Origin of the sequence: Oceanobacillus phoenicis, from assembly GCF_047238145.1 — a bacterium.
GTDB lineage: Bacteria > Bacillota > Bacilli > Bacillales > Amphibacillaceae > Oceanobacillus.
On sequence record NZ_JBDFME010000001.1, the window covers coordinates 1849199 to 1868705 of the forward strand.

Below are 19507 nucleotides of genomic sequence, written 5' to 3' on the forward strand. Positions count from 1 at the left end.
GGGGAATCGAAAATGGCAAAAGTACGTGTAGCAGTTATTGGATGTGGAAGCATCGCGCAAAATCGTCATTTAGTCGAATATGGGGCTAATCAACAAGTTGATGTGGTAGCTGTTTGTGATATTGTTGAGAAAAGAGCGAAAGAAACGGCTGATAAATACAACGCAAATGCTTATACAGATTATAAACAGCTTTTAGTGAAAGAAGATATTGATGCAGTGAGTGTATGTTTACCAAATTATTTACACGCTCCAGTTAGTATAGCTGCTTTAGAAGCAGGATGCCATGTTTTATGTGAAAAACCAATGGCCACTTCAAAAGAAGAAGCAGAGGAAATGATAAAAGCAGCGGAGAAAAACAATCGCAAATTAATGATCGGCCATAATCAACGCTTCGTACCATCTCATCAAAAAGCCAAAAAGCTTATTGAAAGTGGTACACTTGGGAAAATTTATAGTTTCCGTACTACTTTTGGTCACGGAGGTCCTGAAGGTTGGAGTGCAGATGGGACTGATAGTTGGTTCTTTAAAAAGGATGAAGCTTTTGTTGGTGCGATGGGTGATTTAGGTGTTCATAAAGCGGATCTAATGCGTTATCTATTGAATGAAGAATTTGTTGAGGTAGCTGCTTTTATTGAAACAAGCGCAAAAGAAAAAGCAACTGTTGATGATAATGCAACATTAGTATTGAAATCAGAAAGCGGGATAATCGGTACATTAGCAGCTAGTTGGGCTTACAATGCAAAAGAGGATAATTCGACAGTTATATTTGCTGAAAAAGCGATTGTTCGTTTAGAAGATGATCCAAACTATTCTATGATTGTACAGTATACAAATGGTGAAGTTGTAAAATATGAACTAGGTGGAATTCAATCGAATGAAGAAGGTGGTCAAACCTCTTCTCATGTAATTGATCATTTTATTACGTGTCTTGCAACTGACAAACAGCCATTAATTGACGGAAGTGAAGGGTTGAAATCTTTAAATGTAATTTTAGCAGCATTATCATCTGTAGAAACAAAACAAATCTTTCAGTTGGAGAAGTGAAATCAATGAGTAAGTTAAGGATGGGTATCATCGGTGTTGGGGGTATTGCAGAGACGAGACATATTCCAGCTTATCTTCATCTTCAAGATATAGTGGAAGTAACTGCTGTTTGTGATGTGAATCGTGTTCGAGCAGAAGAAGTTGCAAATAAATTTGATATTGCAACTGTATTTGAAAATTATCAAGACATTTTTCCTGTTGTAGATGCAGTCACAATCTGTACGCCAAATAAGTTTCACGCAGAAATTGCTGTTAGAGCATTAGAAGCGGGGATTCATGTATTGTGTGAAAAACCAATGGCTATGACAACGCAGGAAGCAGAAGTAATGCTTGCGGCGTCGGAAAAGAGTGGGAAACTATTATCTATCGCATATCATTATCGCTTTGTGGAATCCGTACAATTAGCAAAAAAAACGATGAATGAAGTTGGAGATCCTTTAGTTACGAGAGTACAAGCGATGCGACGTCGAAAAGTGCCAGGCTGGGGAGTTTTTACGAATAAAGAAATGCAAGGTGGAGGTAGTTTAATTGATTGGGGTTGTCATTTATTAGATGCAGCTCTATGGATGCTAGATAAACGAAAACCAATTGAAGTAAGTGGGCAGACGTATAATCGATTATCGAAGACTCCAAATCAAATTAATGAATGGGGAACATTTGATCACCATACGTTTGATGTAGATGATCATGTTACCGCGTATATACGTTTTGATGATCATAGTACTATATTATTTGAATGTTCTTGGGCAGCAAATATTAAAGAAGATACGACACAAATCAGTATTTCTGGTGTAGATGGAGGACTTCAAGTATTTCCATTTGAATCCTATACGCCAAAACATGGTGCATTTACAACAAGTAGTGCCTATGTGCAAGATGACCAACATCAAGCTGGAATTCTACAGGCAAAGAACTTTATAGAGAGTTGTTTGGGGCATGCTGAGCTTGTAAATAAACCTGAGGAATCGCTACAAGTAACACAGTTAATCGATGCAATTTATAAATCTAGTACATCTGGTAGAAGTGTGAGAATACAATAATATATTTGGAGGGATAAAATATGAAGCTAGGTGTTTTTACTGTTTTATTTGGAGAAAAATCATTCGAAGAAATGCTAGATTATGTACAAGAATCAGGGTTAAAAGCAGTAGAGATTGGAACTGGAGGGAATCCCGGGAAAGCTCATTGTGACGTAGATGAGCTATTGGAAAGTGAAGAGAAACGTAAACAGTTTAAAGAGAAAACAGATTCAAGAGGTCTAACCATTAGTGCATTAAGCTGTCATGATAATCCAATTTCACCTAATAAAGAACATGCTCAAAAAGCGCATGATGATTTTAGAAAAACTGTACGTTTAGCAGAATTATTAGATGTACCAGTAGTTAATACTTTTTCAGGGACACCAGGTTCGCATGAAGGTTCAAAATATCCAAATTGGCCAGTAACACCTTGGCCAACGGAGTACTCTGATATTTTAAAGTGGCAATGGGAAGAAAAGCTTATTCCTTATTGGAAAGAACAAGCTGAATTTGCCAAAAATCATGGTGTGAAGATTGGTCTTGAACTACATGCAGGATTTTTGGTTCATACACCTTATACTTTACTGAAATTACGTGAGGCTACTAATGATGCAATTGGTGCAAATTTAGATCCGAGCCATCTATGGTGGCAAGGCATTGATCCGGTTGCGGCAATTAAAATATTAGGAAAAGAGGGGGCAATCCACCATTTTCATGCGAAGGACACATATATCGATCAAGACAATGTAAACATGTATGGCTTAACGGATATGCAACCTTATGGGGAAGTACAAACAAGAGCATGGAGTTTTCGCTCAGTAGGTTATGGTCATAGTATTCAAGAGTGGTCTAATATTGTAAGTGCATTACGAACTTATGGTTATGACTATGTAATCAGTATTGAACATGAAGATCCAATTATGTCGATTGACGAAGGATTCCAAGCAGCTGTTAAAAACTTAAAAGCGGTAAATATGGAAGAATCCCCTGCTACAATGTGGTGGGCATAATATATAAGTTTAATAAGACTGAGAGTGAAAGTATTTACTAAAAAAGTTTAAGAAATATACTTTAATTAACAAGGTCGGGTGTTGAGACCTTTGCTTGCTTAAAGCAATCGGAGGTCTCGCTTATCCAATTATTGTTTATTAACTTAGTCAATTTCATAATTGCTAAATTTAATTTTAAGAGCGAACATTTTAGTGATAAGTTTATTTAATGTTCGAATTATAATAAATACTTGGCTTTGATTGGAATGAAAGACGGCGACTCCTGCTCAGAACAGGGAGCTTGAAGATCTATTTGATAAGTGTTCTTCTTTTCAAGTTTGCTAAAAAACAGTACCTGTGGAAACCGTCTGTATGCAATGAAATCAAAATAGCGAACATTCGGTTTCGAAACAAATTATCTTATTATGAAATTGATTCGATTAAGGATGTTTTACATCAGGAGGTATTTTAATTGCGAGAGTCAGGTTTGATGGGAAATATTTATACTATATGTGAATGGATAATGCGTTTTTCAGTAACAAATTTATTGTGGATTCTATTTAATACTCCACTAGTATTTATTGGGTTAAGCGTATTATTTATAAGCAGTATCCAAGATGCAATTATATTAATACCTCTTCTTCTTCTATGCTTTCCTTTTTGTTTGTTCCCAGCAACATCAGCAATGTTTGCTCTTGTTAGAGATTGGATAATAGATCAGGAGAAAGCGACAATATTAGGTTCTTTTTGGAAGTATTATAGAGAAAACTATAAGAAAAGTATGCAGGCAGGGGTAATTTTCACTCTCCTATGGTTTATTTGGGCTATAGATTATTATTATTTTCAACAGGTAAATACGGTAATCATGTTTGTCTTTCTCATTATGGGAGTAATCTTATATGTGTTTACGCTATTATTTTTTACTGTAATTGTCCACTATGATATAGACTTGAAGACATTATTGAAAAAGGCTTTTATTTTAACAGTCGGAAGTCCGGTACTATTTTTCTCGATTACGATCGTGACAGGAATAGTGCTTCTTGTAAGTATACAAACTTTACCAATAATCATACCTTTCTTTACAGGGAGCCTAATTGCATTTATAACGTTTTCTGCTTTTTATCGATTATTTTTGCGTGTGAAGGAAGAGGAGAAAGGATAAGAAAACATTGTTGGCAAAGAAATATGTCAGCAAGTTGCACTGTTCCCAAGAATCTCCGATTTTAAGCTTTATACTATGTGGAAGTAGTTCAAAAAGTCTAAATAGTAGAGTGTCATTAATGACAGGAGTTTTCAGCAGGCATAGCTCAACTTGAAAATGGAAAACACTTTTTCAAAAAGATTTTCAACCCATGCATACCCCGCTGAAAGTCGCCACCTATCATAATGTCAAAATTCGTGTTTTGACTAATAATTCAGTTATGAATAATTTACTTTGATTATTTTAAAGCTATTTTCTCTACAAGGAATTGGAGTATTTATGTTAATTTCTTCTTCATCCCATAAATTAAAAGCGTTATTCCAATTGTTGATAGGAAGTGTTACATCAAAAGGTTGATTACTTGGATTTATAATAAAGTAGATCTGCTTATTTTGTACGGATATTTTATAAATAAAATAATGATCAGTAGCATGCACAAAAGAAAAATCTCCTTGATTTGCTATAGTATTTTCCGTCTTGCGCAAATGAATTAACTTCTTAAGAAAAGATTTTAATTCTATATTTTGATCTTTTTCATCCCAAACCATACATTCTCTACATCCCGGATCTCCTTCTCCAGTCATCCCAATTTCATCTCCATAATAAATACAAGGAGACCCTGGCATTGTTAATAACAATAAGTATAGAAGTTTTGCTTTTTCGACTTGATTGTTACATTGTGTTAAAACTCTAGGTGTATCATGGCTGCTTAATAGATTAAATGCTACTTCATTTACATTCTGTGGATAAGAAATTAGAACATTAGATATCTGTTGGATAAATTCTTCCACATTTATTTTTTCCTTTGCAATAAAATCAAGCGCAGCACTACTGAGAGGGTAGTTCATAACGGCATCAAATTGGTCTCCTTGTAACCAAGGCATCGAATCATGCCATATTTCTCCCAGTATATAGACATCTGGCTTTATGGTTTTCACTTGCCTACGGAAATCTCTCCAAAATTGATGATCCACTTCATTAGCGACATCTAATCGCCATCCATCAATATCAAACTCTTCAATCCAATATGATGCTACGTTAAGTAAATATGATTTTACATCTGGCTGTTCTGTATTTAGCTTTGGCATCGAACCTACATATCCAAAGGTGTCATAGTTTGGAACTGGCTCTGTTTTCAGAGGAAAGCTGTCGATATGGAACCATTCTTTATAAATAGACTTCTCTTGGTTTTTTAGCACATCTTGAAATGGTTCAAAGAAATATCCACTATGGTTAAATACAGCATCAAGCATAACGCGAATTCCACGATGATGACATTCCTTAATTAACTTTCTAAATGTCTGTTTATCACCAAATTGAGGATCGATTTCCATATAATCAATCGTATCGTATTTATGGTTAGAAAATGCTTTAAATATCGGTGTGAAATAAATACCAGAAATTCCTAACTCCACAAGATAATCTAAGTGATTAATTATCCCCTGGAAGTCACCACCAAAGTAATTTGTAGGCGTTGGTTCGGTACTTCCCCACGGTAATGTTCCAGGAGGATTAATTTTCTCATTACCGTTTGCAAATCGTTCAGGGAAAATTTGATACCATACGGTTTCCTTTACCCATTCTGGTGCTTGAAATTGATCAATTGGATTTAAAAATGGGAAGCAGAAGTAATATGCAGTGTCATCGTTTGGAATTTGTTCATAAAACCCTTTTTCCGTATAGATAACTGTTTCTTCAGAATCTGATAATTCAAACCCATATCTTATTCGACGTGTTTTACAATAAATTTCGATTTGCCAATAATCGAATAGGTGATCGGAAGCTACGATATGCATGTCTGCCTTGTTATAAATCCATCCTGAATCATCCCAATTATAAGGATCTGCAAAGATGAGTGTAGCGTTTACTACATCATCTTTCTTTGTGCGTAATCGAATATGTAACGTACTTTCTTTGTAAAGGTAAGCATAATTATTCTTTGGTCGATGAAATATGGCTTCTCTTAACATCGGTATTCCTCCTCCTCAAAAATAAAACAACCCCGACTTCCAACATAATATTGTCGGAATCTCGGGGTTGTTGTGTGGTCACAAAGCATTGCCCTTAAATTGTACTACTTATATTAGCACATAAAATATGGTAAAAGTCAATAAATTAAAAAAATTTTTATGAAAGCGGTTGCGCAATCAAAATGTTTCGTATAAAATATAACCGTAACCAATGTGCAAACGGTTGCGCAAACTTTACATATGCCGAATAAGTACATTGGATTAAACAATAATAGGGGGAATACGAAATGAACAAAAGATTTAGGTTTTTATTCATTGCTATCCTAGCTTTATCTATGTTATTGGCTGCATGTGCACCTGAACGTGACGAAGAGGTAGGTAGTGAGGGTGATAGTAATAGTGGAGAAGCAGCAGAAAAACCAGATGAATTAGTAATCTGGGTGAATGATCAAGAAGAACAAATTGAAGCGTTAGAGAATATTACTCAGAAATTTGAAGAACAAGAAGGAATTAAAGTTAAATTAGAGACGAAATCTATGCTTGATCAAATGCAAGAATTATCATTAGCAGGTCCAGAGGGCAAAGGTCCAGACCTATTCTTTCAACCTCATGATCGTATTGGAAATATTGTTGCTCAAGGTTTAGCAGAACCTATGGAATTGACAGACGAACAATTAAATGAATACGTAGATACAGCAGTAGAAGCGGTTACGTATACGTATGATGGAAATACGAATATTTATGGAGTACCTGCAGTAATTGAGACATATGGAATTTTTTATAATAAAGCATTACAAGAAGAAGCTCCAGAAACAATTGAAGATTTACTTACGGTTTTAGAAGAGAATTCAAATCCTCAAGAAGATCAATACGGGTTTTTAATGCGTCCAAATGACTTATATTTTAATTTTCCATTCTTTAAAAACTATGGCGCTTATATCTTTGGTGGAGATACAGGGAATTATGATATAGAAGATCTTGGGCTAGCAAATGAAGGAGCAATCGAGGGAGCTGAATTGTTTCAATCCTTCTTTGGTCAAGGAAAGATCCCGACTTCGACTACTGGTGATGTAATCGATGGTTTATTTACGGAAGGAAAAGTTGGGTCTGTTATTAGTGGTCCATGGAGTATTCCTGGCTATAAGGAAGCATTAGGTGAAGATTTAGGATTTGCTCCATTTCCAATGATTAACGGCCAGCCAACTGAAACATTTGTTGGTGTGAAATCTTGGATGGTTTCTTATTACTCTGAGAATAAAGAGTGGGCAAAAGAGTTAGCGGTATTTATGACGAATGAAGAAAACCAAAGTGAGTATTTTGAAATTGCAGGAGAATTACCGCCAAATGCTCAAGCTTTAAGTAATATAGATGATCCAATTTATGCTGCATTTGCTGAGCAGATTCAACATGGATTCCCAATGCCAAGTGCACCAGAGATGGCACAAGTTTGGGAGCCAATGAATAATGCGTTACAGTTCCTTGCTGAAGGAGAAGATCCTAAAACAGTATTGGAAGAAGCGTTAGAACAGGTTCAAACAAATATTGATGCAAGTGGTGGGAGTAACTAATAATCGCTCTTAATTATCCAAGTATTATTAAATATGAGCAATTAGTAATAGTTAGAATTGATATTTGGCTAAAGGTATATAAAAACAACTTGACTTTGATTGGAATGGAAGTTGGCGACTCCTGCAGGAAAAGCGCGAGCTAAAGATTTACTCAGAAATTGTGTTCTTCTTTTTCAAGTTAGCTAAAAACTGCTGCCTGCGGAGAGCGCCATCTGCAACGGGAATAAATAACGAAATATTCAGTTCATATTTGAAATTTTGGGTGATCTAAGTGGACACCTTATGTTTGAAATTTTACCTAATAAAGTATTCTCAGGTGGAAAAGTGTCTATGGAAAACACCCAATTATTTCAAATCAAGCTATATTATTAGATATTATTTACATACGAATTCGGATTATAAGGAGGGAAAAAAATTGTCTGCTCCATCAGAAACTCAAAATCACGAGGAAAAGAAATATAAAAACCATAATCCTAACGTTGCGATGATATTATCTATTCTCTTAGCTGGACTAGGTCAATTATATAATCGTCGATTTTTGAAAGGTATATCTTTTATGGTTATAGAAATTGCTTTTATCATTACATCTTTGGAAGCAATTAACTATGGGTTATGGGGTTTACGAACATTAGGAACTATACCAGGAACAGATCATTCTATTCGTTTATTAGTTTTAGGGGTTTTATCGTTAATTGTAACAATCATCGTGATAACCTTGTATGTATTTAATGTAATAGATGCAAGGAAACAAGCTAAAAAGATAAGATCAGGATGGAAACCATTAAAGTTCCGTCAATCTATCAAAGAAATATATAATTATTCTTTTCCGTATTTAATGACTTTTCCCGGATTAATATTAATGATCTTTGTCGTTATCTTTCCTTTGTTATTTTCAATTTTATTAGCTTTTACAAATTATGATTTATATAATTCACCACCACGTAATTTAGTGGATTGGGTAGGGTTTGATAATTTTAAGAATTTATTTACTGTACCGATATGGCAGGATACATTTTTAAGTGTATTTTCCTGGACGATTGTCTGGACGGTAGTCGCTACTACATTACAGATCGCTATAGGATTCTTTTTAGCAGTGTTGGTAAACGATTCTCGAGTTAAATTTAAAAAGCTTATTCGTACAATATTGATTTTACCTTGGGCAGTACCAGCTTTTGTGACAATTCTAGTATTTGCAGCAATGTTCAATGATGATTTTGGAGCAATTAACAGAGACATCATTATTCCATTATTTGGTGGGGAAGGTGTCGCTTGGTTAAGTGATCCATTTTACAGTAGGATTGCAATTTTAATGATTCAAACATGGCTAGGATTTCCGTTTATTTTTGCCTTAATAACGGGAATTCTGCAAAGTGTATCGAAAGATTGGTATGAGGCTGCTGAGATTGATGGTGCAACTCGTTTCCAGAAATTTAAAAACATAACATTTCCACATGTAATGTTTGCCGTTGCACCACTGTTAATTATGCAATATGCACAGAACTTTAATAATTTTAATATTATTTATCTATTTAATGAAGGAGGTCCTCCAGTAAGAGGACAGAATGCCGGTGGGACCGATATACTTATTTCTTGGGTATATAAACTGACATTTGATACGAATAATTACTCGATGGCAGCTGTAATATCGATAATTATGGGATTAATTGTTTCTGCCTTTGCTTTTTACCAGTTTAGGAAGACGAGATCGTTTAAAGAAGAGGGTGAAATATAATGAACTCAAGTCGAAAATCAAAATTAGAGGTAACCGGCATTTACTTGATAATCGCTATTGTAGCAGTAATTATTTTTTATCCTTTAGTTTGGACGATAGGAATGTCATTTAACCAGAGTTCGAGTCTATACTCATCTAGTATAATTCCAGAAAATTTCTCTTTAGATCATTATAAATGGTTATTTAGCCCAGAAAGTGATTATTTATTATGGTATAAGAATTCTCTTATTGTATCTGTTGCTAATGCAATAGGCAGTGTGATTCTAACTGCATTGGTTGCCTATGCTTTTTCAAGATACCAATTTGTAGGTCGAAAAAATGGCTTGTATGTATTCCTATTATTGCAGATGTTCCCTGTGATGATGGCAATGGTCGCATTATATATCTTTTTAAATATGATTGGTTTATTAGATTCTTTATTTGGACTAATTCTTATCTATTTAGGAGGTCAAATACCATTTAATGCTTGGCTTGTAAAAGGGTATTTTGATACGATTCCAAGAGAATTGGATGAAGCAGCGAAAATTGATGGGGCAGGACATTTAAAAGTATTTTGGAGTATCATGTTACCTTTAGCAAAACCGATATTGGCTGTGGTAGCGTTATTCAACTTTATGTCACCATTATTTGACTTTTTGCTTCCATCCATCGTACTTTCGAGTGAAGAAAATTATACATTAGCAGTTGGTTTATATAACTTCATTAATGACCAATTCTCAAACAACTTTACACGTTTTGCGGCTGGTTCTGTCTTGGTAGCAGTTCCAATAGCAGCAATTTATTTATTCTTACAACGCTATTTAATATCAGGATTAGCAGCAGGTGGAACAAAAGGCTAGAATATAGTAATATACGAAATATATTCGTTGTACATGGAACAGCTAGAAGGTGAAAGAATGGTTACGATAAAAGATATTGCCAAAGCGACAGGAGTATCACCATCAACAGTATCAAGAGTAATTGCTGATAATTCACGGATTAGTGAAGAAACAAAGGCAAAGGTAAGAAAAGCGATGGAAGATTTAGGGTATTTTCCTAATCTGACTGCGCGTAATTTGGCGGTGAAATCAACGAAGACAATTGGGGTGATATTACCATCTTCCGCTGATAAGTCACTACAAAATCCATTTTTCTCAGAAATATTAAGAGGAATTGGATCTGTTACGCATAAACTTCAATATTCTATGATGCTCTCCTCTGGTCAAACAGAAGATGAGATTTACGCGGAAGTGCAAAGAATTGTATTAGGAAGTTATGTAGACGGAATTATATTGTTGTATTCGCGTTTGAATGATCGAGTTACTCACTTTCTAGTGGAACAAGATTTTCCATTCGTGATTGTAGGTAAACCTCAGGAGTTTAACGATAAGATCACATATGTAGATAATGATAACATTCAAGCTGGAGAAGATATTACCACACATTTAATTGAGACTGGTCACAATCGAATTGCATTTATTGGTGGGGCAAAAGATCTAGTCGTTACCATCGATCGTATGCAAGGGTATACGAATGCACTTAAAAAAGCGAATTTACCAATATTAGAAGATTATCTGATTCATACAGAGTTCTTAAAGTCTGGTGGAAAAGAAGCAGTTGAAAAGATTCTTCGTTTACCTGAGAGACCCGATGCAGTCGTTGTAAGTGATGATTTAATTAGTATAGGTGTAATCGGAATGTTAGAAGAATCGGGATTAAGCGTACCAAAGGATATTTCTTTAGTAAGTTTTAATAACGCTTATCTTTCAGAAATTATACATCCTTCGTTAACAACAATAGATATTCAAATTTATAAACTTGGCGTAGAATCAGCAAAAGCCATTATCGATAGAAAAGTTGGTTTTGATAAGCCGAAACGAATAATTATTCCGCATTATATTATCTATCGAGATTCTGTACAAAGAGAATCATAAAAAAATAGATGAAAGAAGGAGTGGGGAGTGTATGCGCTCTCCACTTTTTTCCACATGTAACGGGCAGTAATATTTCCACTTCAAGAAGAAAGAAGATAAGTGAGGGATAACTGTGAATGTGCGATTGCCCAGAGAGAGAACGAAAAACTACGAATTGAAGTTTCACTTTATCTAATAGATTGATTCGACTTGGTGATTACATAATAAGTAACACCTCTTCTTTTAAATAATCATTCTACTATTTCATATCCGAGGAGGATCAATTGTATGAATAATAAAATTTGGTGGAAAGAAGCAGTTGCTTATCAAATATATCCAAGGAGCTTTATGGACTCAAATGGCGACGGTATTGGTGATATTCAAGGAATAATCTCAAAGTTAGATTATATTAAGGATCTTGGTATTGATATTATTTGGGTTAGTCCCATCTATGAGTCCCCAAATGATGACAATGGATATGACATAAGCGATTATCAAGATATTATGGATGAGTTTGGCACAATGGCGGATTTTGATGAACTATTAGAACAGGTTCATAATCGTGGTATGCGCCTGATTATGGATTTAGTAATTAATCATACTTCTGATGAACATCCTTGGTTTATAGAATCTCGATCATCAAAAGATAGTCCATACCGTGATTATTATATTTGGCGTTCAGCTGAGAACAAGCAAGAACCGAATAATTGGGCTTCCATTTTTGGTGGGTCTGCTTGGAAGTATGATGAAAAGACAGATGAATATTTTATGCATATATTTTCAAAAAAACAACCTGATCTTAATTGGGAAAATCCAACGGTAAGAGAAGAATTATACAACATGGTCAACTGGTGGCTAGACAAAGGCATTGATGGGTTTCGTGTTGATGCAATTTCACATATTAAAAAAGTAGCGGGGTTTCCGAATCTTCCTAACCCTGAAAATAAAAAATATGTTCCTTCCTTCGAGGGTCATATGAATCGTGATGGAATACACACATTTTTACAAGAGTTCAAAGAGAAGACATTAGATAAATATGATGTAATGACTGTTGGAGAAGCGAATGGAGTATCTATATCTCAAGCGGACGACTGGGTTGGCGAGGATAATGGTGTATTTAATATGATATTCCAATTTGAACATTTAGATTTATGGGGCAAAAATACGGATAAAGGGTTAGACATGCATGCTTTAAAAGAAACGTTAACCAAATGGCAAAAAGGACTAGAAGACGTTGGTTGGAATGCATTGTTCTTAGAAAATCATGATCAACCAAGATCTATTTCTAGTTGGGGAGATACAACAATATATCATAAAGAATCTGCGAAAGCACTTGCTACACTTTATTTTCTTATGCAAGGGACACCGTTTATTTATCAGGGACAAGAAATTGGAATGACGAATGTTCACTATTCTTCCATAGACGATTACGATGATGTAGATGCTAAAAATCTTTATGAAGAAATGATAAATGAGGGAGCTTCATCAAAAGAAGTACTTGAGATTATTTGGAAGACTGGAAGAGATAATTCTCGTACTCCAATGCAGTGGAACACTTCCAAAAATGCTGGCTTTACTACTGGAAAGCCTTGGTTAAAAGTAAATAATAATTATACTGATATAAATGTTGAACAAGAATTGAGTGATTCAACTTCTATATATCACTATTATCGTAAGCTAATTGAATTACGAAAACAAAATGAAGTACTAATTTATGGTGGATATGACTTAATTTTAGAAGATCACGCACAAATATACGCTTATACGAGAACTTTGGATAAAAAGCAATTGGTTGTTTTCGTTAACTTATTTCCTGAAAAATGTAGTTTTGAACTACCATTGTCTGTGACAAAGCTGGAAAATTCATTATTACTAAGTAATTATGAAATAACATTAGATGGAGAATTACAACCATATGAAGCAAGAGTCTATCAAGTAAACTAAAGTTAAAGAACTGTCGAGAAGATTCACTCGACAGTTTTTTAGTGTATTGGAAATTATAAAGGATTGGCACAAGAGTATAGGTGTGGGACTCTGTGACACTTCACTTTATTATTGTTATTACCTTTCTGACATAATCTCAACAGGAACAAGCATAAGATTAACCAAGCAAAGGAGGGGTTCGTATGAGCTATTGTTTGGGAATTGATGGAGGTGGATCAAAGACCACGATGGCAATATCGGATAATAGTGGTAATATTGTTGCTCATGTTCAAGGTGGTCCTTCCAATTTACAATCTATTTCACTGGCTGAAGTAAAGGATCGATTTGAACAGTTAATTCAAAAATTAGAAATGCAAGGGGGAGGAAGCGTAGGTCAAATCACTTCTGCTTTTGCAGGTATTTCTGGAACTGGCTTTGAAAAAAATAGATCTTGGATGGAAAATTTATTGAATGAATTATTACCGCATGTTGAAAAAAAGCAAGTTTTACCTGATATGATAAATGCATTATACTCAGGTACATTTGGAGAGTCGGGGATTGTACAAATAGCAGGAACTGGTTCTGTAACTTATGGAATTAATCCAGATGGAAAAGAAGTACGCGTAGGAGGCTGGGGACATTTATTTGGTGATGAAGGTAGTGGAGCCATACTTGGAATGAAGGCTCTACAAGCATCACTTCGATACTTTGATGGTAGAGGAGAACCTACCATTCTATTGGAAATACTCCAAGAATATTATAAAACAGATGATCCACAAGAGATTATTACGAGGATCTATCAATCAAATCAGTTAAAACAAGAAGTAGCAAAGGTTGCTCCGATAGTATTTCAAGCAGCAGAAAAGGAAGATCCATTAGCAAAACAATTAATATATGAAGCTGCAAGTGAACTTGCGTTGTCGATTGAAACGGTAGTTAGCCAATTATACTCAAGTGAAGATAATTCGATTCTCGTCATTTTAAGCGGGGGATTATTTCAAACAGAATTAATTCAAATTTACTTAAAAGAAATGCTTGCTGCAAATTCTTCGCTTCATTTGATAAAACCGAGTTTACCTCCTGTTGGTGGAGCGATCATTGGTGCGCAGATATTAGCAGGGAAAGAATTAACGGAAGAATTTCGACAACATATACAGCATTCCTTTGCTCAATTAAAGGAGAAAAGCTAGCAAATTATAAATGATTTGCTAGCTTTTTTTAGTATAAATATTAGATTAGCTAAGTATACTTTATTAGATTTAGATTAATGCATGATTAGGTTATTTTTGTAAATTTTCGGAAATTACATGGGTGTTATCTGCCATGTGTTTCATAGAAATATATATTAAAAGGGGGCAGTTTTAGATGAAGAAAAGCTGGTATTTAATCATTTTAATGCTTGTAATTTCACTTTTTCTTGTAGCTTGTAACTCAGATGAAGAAAGTGAAGGAGATAAAGATGATACCGAGGAATCTCAAACCGGTGAAAACGGAGAAATTGCTGGAGATTTAGAGATACAGTATTTTGTTGGAGGATATGGGGACGCTTGGTGGAAAGAGGTTATAGGAGATTTTCAGGAAGCATATCCGGACGTAAATATTATTGAACATGCTGGACCAAATATTAATGAAGAGATGCGCTCGCGTTGGGTTTCCAATGATCCACCGGATGTTGTCTATATTGATGGAGCAGGTTCGAATGAAACACAAATGGTAGAAGATGGGCAATTAATGAATCTTACAGAATGGTTAGATGGAATTGAATTAGAAGGTGGAGATAAGTTGAAAGAAAGTTTTATCGTAGATCCTTCTGATTTTGATGGAGAGATTTATACATTACCACTTGTATTTGATACGTGGGGAACTTGGTATGATCGTGCATTGTTTGAAGAAAAAGGATATACCGTTCCTACAGATTTTGAATCATTTATGGAGTCGATGAAAGAAATTAAAAGTGGTGAAGGTATAGAACCTTTTGTAACTAGTGGTCAGCATCCGTATTATTTTATTCGCGGTATGCTATTCCCTGCATTTGCTGCAGCTGGTGGAGAAGAATATTTAGCTGATTTAATTAGAGGTGAAGAAGGTGCGTGGAGTAGTGAAGAAACATTGGAAATCATGAAGAATGTGGAGCAGATGGTCAACGAGGGAATGATTGATGCTGGTTTAGGAGCGTTAAATCATACACAATCACAAATGGATTTCCTATTACATGATAATGCATTTATACCAGTAGGATTCTGGCTTCCAAATGAAATGGCTAATGATATTCCAGAAGGTTTTGATTTTGGATTTATTCCTTCACCAATGCAAGAGGCAGGAGAGCCATATGCGATTGTTCCAGATTTACGACCATTAGCTATTGCTGAAAATGCAGAGAATCCGGAAGCTGCAAAAGCCTTTGTGGAGTTTGTTTTTACAAGAGAGTATGCAGTGTCCTTCTCAGAACATACTGGAGCAATTATGAATTTGACCGAGGTGGATTTAACACAAAGTGATAAAGTTCCTGCTTATTTAACAGAAGCAAATGAAATGATCAATGATCCTTCCATCGTGCAAATATATAATAAGCCGCACCCTATGAGTGCAGATTTAGAGACGCCTATTGGTAATGCGTTAATGTCATTGATGCTTGGAAATGCTACAGCAGAACAATTTATCGAAGAAGCTGAGAAAGCGGCTGAAGCATATAGATAGCACATGTGCGAATGAGGCGGGACATCATTGTCCAGTCTCATTCGGTATATTTTTTAGAAGAGAGTGGTTTGATGGTTCAGTCCAAAAAGCAAAAGTATACATTCCTAGCTATATGTCTTATCCCAACATTCATTATGTTCAGCATTTTTACACTCTACCCATTGTTTAGTGGATTGTATTATTCTTTTTTTGAATGGTCAGGGTCGTCACAAGTAAAGACATTTATTGGTCTAGATAACTATATCCAATTATTTAAAGATGCGATTGTTCCAGATACGATTATTCATGATTATTTCTTAGTTGTGACTAAAGTAATTGGAATTATGATAATGGCTATGTTTTTTGCTGTGGCTCTTACACAATTAAAAATTAAAGAAGCACCCTTTTATCGAATCGTGTTCTTCTTTCCCAATATTATGTCGGTGGTCGTAATAGGTATATTATGGATGTTTATCTACAACCCAACCATGGGCTTAGTTAATTCTGGATTAGAAATGGTTGGATTAGGCGATTGGGCAAGACCATGGTTAGGTAGTGAAACCTGGGCATTGCCAAGTCTTGTTTTACCATCTATTTGGGCTGGTATTGGTTTATTTATGTTGATGTTAATGGGAGGTATTTCTAATATATCAAAAAGCTATTATGAAGCAGCTGATATTGATGGAGCAAGTGAATGGACAAAATTTTGGAAAGTAACGCTTCCATTAGTCTGGCCACAGGTGAAGATCTCCATTTTATATATCGTGATTACTACGCTCAATGGTTCATTTGTAATTGTTCAGGTAATGACAGGCGGCGGACCAAATAACTCTACCCATGTAATGGGATCCTATTTATATCAGCAGGCATTTGTACAATTTAACTTTGGTTATGGGGCTACGATTGGTGTAATGATTTTAGTATTATCATTGATTACAGTATTACTTTTACAATTTGTATTACGGAGGGATAAAGTAGAGTACTAGCTTAGCTAGGTGTGCCTGAGGAGGTATTATTTTGAAACGAAGCGTAGGTCAAATATTGGGTAGGGCGGGAATACGAATCCCTTTAATTCTTTGGAGTATAGCGGTTTTATATCCAATCATTTGGATGTTTATTGGCTCTTTAAAATCAAATGCAGAAATTTATCGAAATCCATGGGGATTACCTGAAATCATGAATTGGCAAAACTATGTGAATGCCTGGTCAAATTACAATATTGATACAAGTGTATGGAATAGTTTTATTGTTACATTGGTTGGAACAATATTGACACTATTAATGGCAATTCCAACAGCTTATGCGATTGAACGTATTAATTTTAAGGGAAGCAAGCTTCTATTTACACTTTATGTATCAGCCATGATGATTCCCATGGTTCTAGGATGGATTCCATTATTTTTTCTATTATCGAATATTGGACTGCTTGATAATGTTTTTGGATTAGCAATTGTATATAGTGTAAGCCAGCTTCCCTTTACCATATTTGTATTGACAAGCTTTATGAGCACTATTCCAAAATCACTAGAAGAAGCAGCTTCCATAGATGGAATGTCTCCGTACGGTGTGTTATGGAAAGTAGTTACCCCACTAAGTATGTCAGGAATCATAACGGTAACAATAATGAATGCTATTCAATTTTGGAATGAATATTTTATGGCGTTAATTTTCTTGAATTCTAGTGAAAACTACACGCTTGCGTTGGCAATTGATTTTATAAGTAATGAGGCTCAGTATACAAATGCATGGGGTACATTATTTGCCAGTCTAGTTATTGCTATTATTCCTGTAATTGTTTTATACGCCATTTTCCAGAGAAGGATTGCTAAAGGTATGACGGAAGGAGCAATTAAAGGATAATTCCAAAATACAATTTGAAATAGATTTAAATCAATACAAATGGATCCATTAATTATAAGGTTTGTTTTTCTTATTTTTAAGGAATAAGTATTAGGACACGTTTTTGTTATTGGAGGAGAATAGAAGTGGCTAAAAACTATATTTATGGAAATACTCCATGCTTTTTAGATGGAGAGAAAGTATCATTGCAAAATAACTCCTATAAGAATAAGGATGTTCTAATTTACGGTGTCCCATGGGAAGGAGCCGTCACATGGGGAGATTATACGGGCTGTGAACTTGGTCCAAAAGCAATTAGATTAAATTCAGAACGATATTCTGGCTATTTACCAGAATTAAATGATATCGATGTATTAAAGTATTACTCGTTTGGAGATTTAGGGGATGTAGATGTAGTGCCTGCAGATTCTCCAGAAACAATGCGAAGAATAGAGAACTTTGCAAGTAATGTTTGGAAGACAGGGAAATTCCCAATTGCATTTGGTGGAGACCATGGTATAACGTATCCGATAGTACAAGCATTAAGTAATGAAGTGAAAGGAAAGGTAGGGATTATTCATCTTGATGCACATTATGATAATCATCCCGATTATAATGGAGATCTTTATGCAAGAAGTACACCTTTCCATCGTATTTATGAGAGTGAAAGCGTACGTAATGAAAGTATTGTCCATATGGGAATTCACGGTCCACGAAACAAACCAGAAACAGGAGAGTATGCAAATGAAGTAGGGGCTACTACCATTTCCGTTCGTGAAATTAAACAAGCAAATAATCAACTTCATGAACTAGCTAAAAAAGCATATGATATTGCAAGTGAAGGTACAGATGCTGTTTATTTAAGTATTTGTAGTGATGTCTTGGATTTTGCATTCAATCCTGGGGGGCCAGTAGATGGTAATGGATTAACATCTTATGAGTTGTTAGAACTTATTTTGGAATTTTCACAGATGGGAATCAATGGGATGGATTATGTAGAAGTCTACCCACAACAAGATACTAACGATAACTCATCTCATTTTGTCACCTATGCTGTTCTTTATGCATTAGCTGGTAAGTTAATACATGATGAAAAAGAAAAAATATAACAATAAGCGGTTAAGGAAAAACTATAATACGGACCGGGAAAGGGAGGTATCTTCCAAAGATAGTCTCCTATACTTTCTCATTATAAAGAGGTGGGGCAAATATTTGGTTATATCACAACCTTTTTGCCTTTTTCTTTCTGTAAAAGATATCCAACTAATCCATCATTGATGAGGAATGCCTGCATATATAGTCCTGACTTTTATTTTAAATTCATACGATATGCACTTGTTTGTAAATACGTTCACAAGTATGATGAAACAAAAAAGGAGGGAATCGATGACACCCGAAATGATAGATCGATTATTATTGAATATTACAGAACTTTTAAATGAAGTCGAAAACATTCAGGAAAATAGCTATCAAATGGATGAATTAGTGAAAGAATTAGAATCCAAAATCGAAAATATGGAATCAAATATAGATGATTTGGAAAAAAATGCTAATCAATTAAACGACCGATTTTTCTCAGTAATCGATAAGGCGAAGGAGACCATAAGTACTCGACAAGTTGGGTAAGTCCATATATAGGCCTTCTTCAAAGAAG

At 35.0% G+C, this 19507-nt stretch carries 16 protein-coding genes; 15 read left to right on the forward strand and 1 reads right to left on the reverse strand.

The genetic code is table 11. The annotated features are described in order from the left end of the window. Nucleotides 1–12: 12 nt before the first annotated feature. The 4 genes from ABC346_RS09210 (at nt 13) to ABC346_RS09225 (ending at nt 4214) form a co-directional block, all read left to right on the forward strand. Nucleotides 13–1044, forward strand: a complete 1032-nt coding sequence (locus ABC346_RS09210; RefSeq protein ID WP_413234573.1) for a Gfo/Idh/MocA family protein — start codon at nt 13–15, stop codon at nt 1042–1044. Nucleotides 1045–1049: 5 nt separating this feature from the next. Further along, entirely contained in the window at nt 1050–2084 is a 1035-nt protein-coding gene (locus tag ABC346_RS09215; protein WP_413234574.1) for a Gfo/Idh/MocA family protein, read from the forward strand. A 20-nt stretch (nt 2085–2104) separates the two neighbouring features. After that, on the forward strand, nt 2105–3073 hold the full coding sequence (locus tag ABC346_RS09220) for a sugar phosphate isomerase/epimerase family protein (RefSeq protein WP_413234575.1): 969 nt from the start codon (nt 2105–2107) through the stop codon (nt 3071–3073). A 451-nt stretch (nt 3074–3524) separates the two neighbouring features. Next, the gene (locus ABC346_RS09225) at nt 3525–4214 is read left to right on the forward strand and encodes a YesL family protein (protein ID WP_413234576.1); all 690 of its coding nucleotides are present in this window, start codon (nt 3525–3527) and stop codon (nt 4212–4214) included. 257 nt (nt 4215–4471) lie between these two features. On the opposite strand, the gene ABC346_RS09230 is transcribed toward ABC346_RS09225, so the two are convergent. Next, complete coding sequence (locus tag ABC346_RS09230; RefSeq protein WP_413234577.1) at nt 4472–6223, reverse strand: glycoside hydrolase family 13 protein; 1752 nt, start codon at nt 6221–6223, stop codon at nt 4472–4474. A gap of 287 nt (nt 6224–6510) precedes the next feature. Between ABC346_RS09230 and ABC346_RS09235 the strand changes: the two genes are divergently transcribed. The 11 genes from ABC346_RS09235 (at nt 6511) to ABC346_RS09285 (ending at nt 19479) form a co-directional block, all read left to right on the forward strand. Further along, nucleotides 6511–7791 carry a sugar ABC transporter substrate-binding protein gene (locus ABC346_RS09235; RefSeq protein WP_413234578.1) on the forward strand — a complete coding sequence of 427 codons (1281 nt, stop codon included), beginning with the start codon at nt 6511–6513 and terminating at the stop codon, nt 7789–7791. Nucleotides 7792–8206: 415 nt separating this feature from the next. Beyond that, nucleotides 8207–9523: a sugar ABC transporter permease gene (locus tag ABC346_RS09240; protein ID WP_413234579.1), complete on the forward strand. Its 1317-nt coding sequence runs from the start codon at nt 8207–8209 to the stop codon at nt 9521–9523. Continuing rightward, complete coding sequence (locus ABC346_RS09245) at nt 9523–10362, forward strand: sugar ABC transporter permease (protein WP_413234580.1); 840 nt, start codon at nt 9523–9525, stop codon at nt 10360–10362. The genes ABC346_RS09240 and ABC346_RS09245 overlap by 1 nt, the downstream gene beginning before the upstream one ends. 33 nt (nt 10363–10395) lie before the next feature. After that, a complete protein-coding gene (locus tag ABC346_RS09250; RefSeq protein WP_413236538.1) occupies nt 10396–11436 on the forward strand; it encodes a LacI family DNA-binding transcriptional regulator in 1041 nt (346 codons plus the stop codon). A 267-nt stretch (nt 11437–11703) separates the two neighbouring features. Further along, nucleotides 11704–13359, forward strand: coding sequence for a glycoside hydrolase family 13 protein (locus ABC346_RS09255; RefSeq protein ID WP_413234581.1), 1656 nt, complete (start codon nt 11704–11706; stop codon nt 13357–13359). A 182-nt stretch (nt 13360–13541) separates the two neighbouring features. Then, the gene (locus ABC346_RS09260; RefSeq protein ID WP_413234582.1) at nt 13542–14528 is read left to right on the forward strand and encodes an N-acetylglucosamine kinase; all 987 of its coding nucleotides are present in this window, start codon (nt 13542–13544) and stop codon (nt 14526–14528) included. A gap of 175 nt (nt 14529–14703) precedes the next feature. After that, complete coding sequence (locus tag ABC346_RS09265) at nt 14704–16035, forward strand: ABC transporter substrate-binding protein (protein ID WP_413234583.1); 1332 nt, start codon at nt 14704–14706, stop codon at nt 16033–16035. 71 nt (nt 16036–16106) lie between these two features. Next, a complete protein-coding gene (locus ABC346_RS09270; RefSeq protein WP_413234584.1) occupies nt 16107–17000 on the forward strand; it encodes a carbohydrate ABC transporter permease in 894 nt (297 codons plus the stop codon). Between the two features lie 31 nt (nt 17001–17031). After that, on the forward strand, nt 17032–17874 hold the full coding sequence (locus ABC346_RS09275) for a carbohydrate ABC transporter permease (RefSeq protein WP_413234585.1): 843 nt from the start codon (nt 17032–17034) through the stop codon (nt 17872–17874). Between the two features lie 125 nt (nt 17875–17999). Then, a complete protein-coding gene (locus ABC346_RS09280) occupies nt 18000–18962 on the forward strand; it encodes an agmatinase family protein (RefSeq protein WP_413234586.1) in 963 nt (320 codons plus the stop codon). Between the two features lie 277 nt (nt 18963–19239). Continuing rightward, on the forward strand, nt 19240–19479 hold the full coding sequence (locus tag ABC346_RS09285; RefSeq protein WP_413234587.1) for a hypothetical protein: 240 nt from the start codon (nt 19240–19242) through the stop codon (nt 19477–19479). Nucleotides 19480–19507 lie beyond the last annotated feature (28 nt).

Coding starts and splice junctions, on each gene's coding strand:
- ABC346_RS09210 (WP_413234573.1), top strand. CDS start 13: ATGGCAAAAGTACGTGTAGCAGTTATTGGATGTGGAAGCATCGCGCAA.
- ABC346_RS09215 (WP_413234574.1), top strand. CDS start 1,050: ATGAGTAAGTTAAGGATGGGTATCATCGGTGTTGGGGGTATTGCAGAG.
- ABC346_RS09220 (WP_413234575.1), top strand. CDS start 2,105: ATGAAGCTAGGTGTTTTTACTGTTTTATTTGGAGAAAAATCATTCGAA.
- ABC346_RS09230 (WP_413234577.1), bottom strand. CDS start 6,223: ATGTTAAGAGAAGCCATATTTCATCGACCAAAGAATAATTATGCTTAC.
- ABC346_RS09235 (WP_413234578.1), top strand. CDS start 6,511: ATGAACAAAAGATTTAGGTTTTTATTCATTGCTATCCTAGCTTTATCT.
- ABC346_RS09245 (WP_413234580.1), top strand. CDS start 9,523: ATGAACTCAAGTCGAAAATCAAAATTAGAGGTAACCGGCATTTACTTG.
- ABC346_RS09250 (WP_413236538.1), top strand. CDS start 10,396: ATGGAACAGCTAGAAGGTGAAAGAATGGTTACGATAAAAGATATTGCC.
- ABC346_RS09255 (WP_413234581.1), top strand. CDS start 11,704: ATGAATAATAAAATTTGGTGGAAAGAAGCAGTTGCTTATCAAATATAT.
- ABC346_RS09260 (WP_413234582.1), top strand. CDS start 13,542: ATGAGCTATTGTTTGGGAATTGATGGAGGTGGATCAAAGACCACGATG.
- ABC346_RS09265 (WP_413234583.1), top strand. CDS start 14,704: ATGAAGAAAAGCTGGTATTTAATCATTTTAATGCTTGTAATTTCACTT.
- ABC346_RS09270 (WP_413234584.1), top strand. CDS start 16,107: ATGGTTCAGTCCAAAAAGCAAAAGTATACATTCCTAGCTATATGTCTT.
- ABC346_RS09285 (WP_413234587.1), top strand. CDS start 19,240: ATGACACCCGAAATGATAGATCGATTATTATTGAATATTACAGAACTT.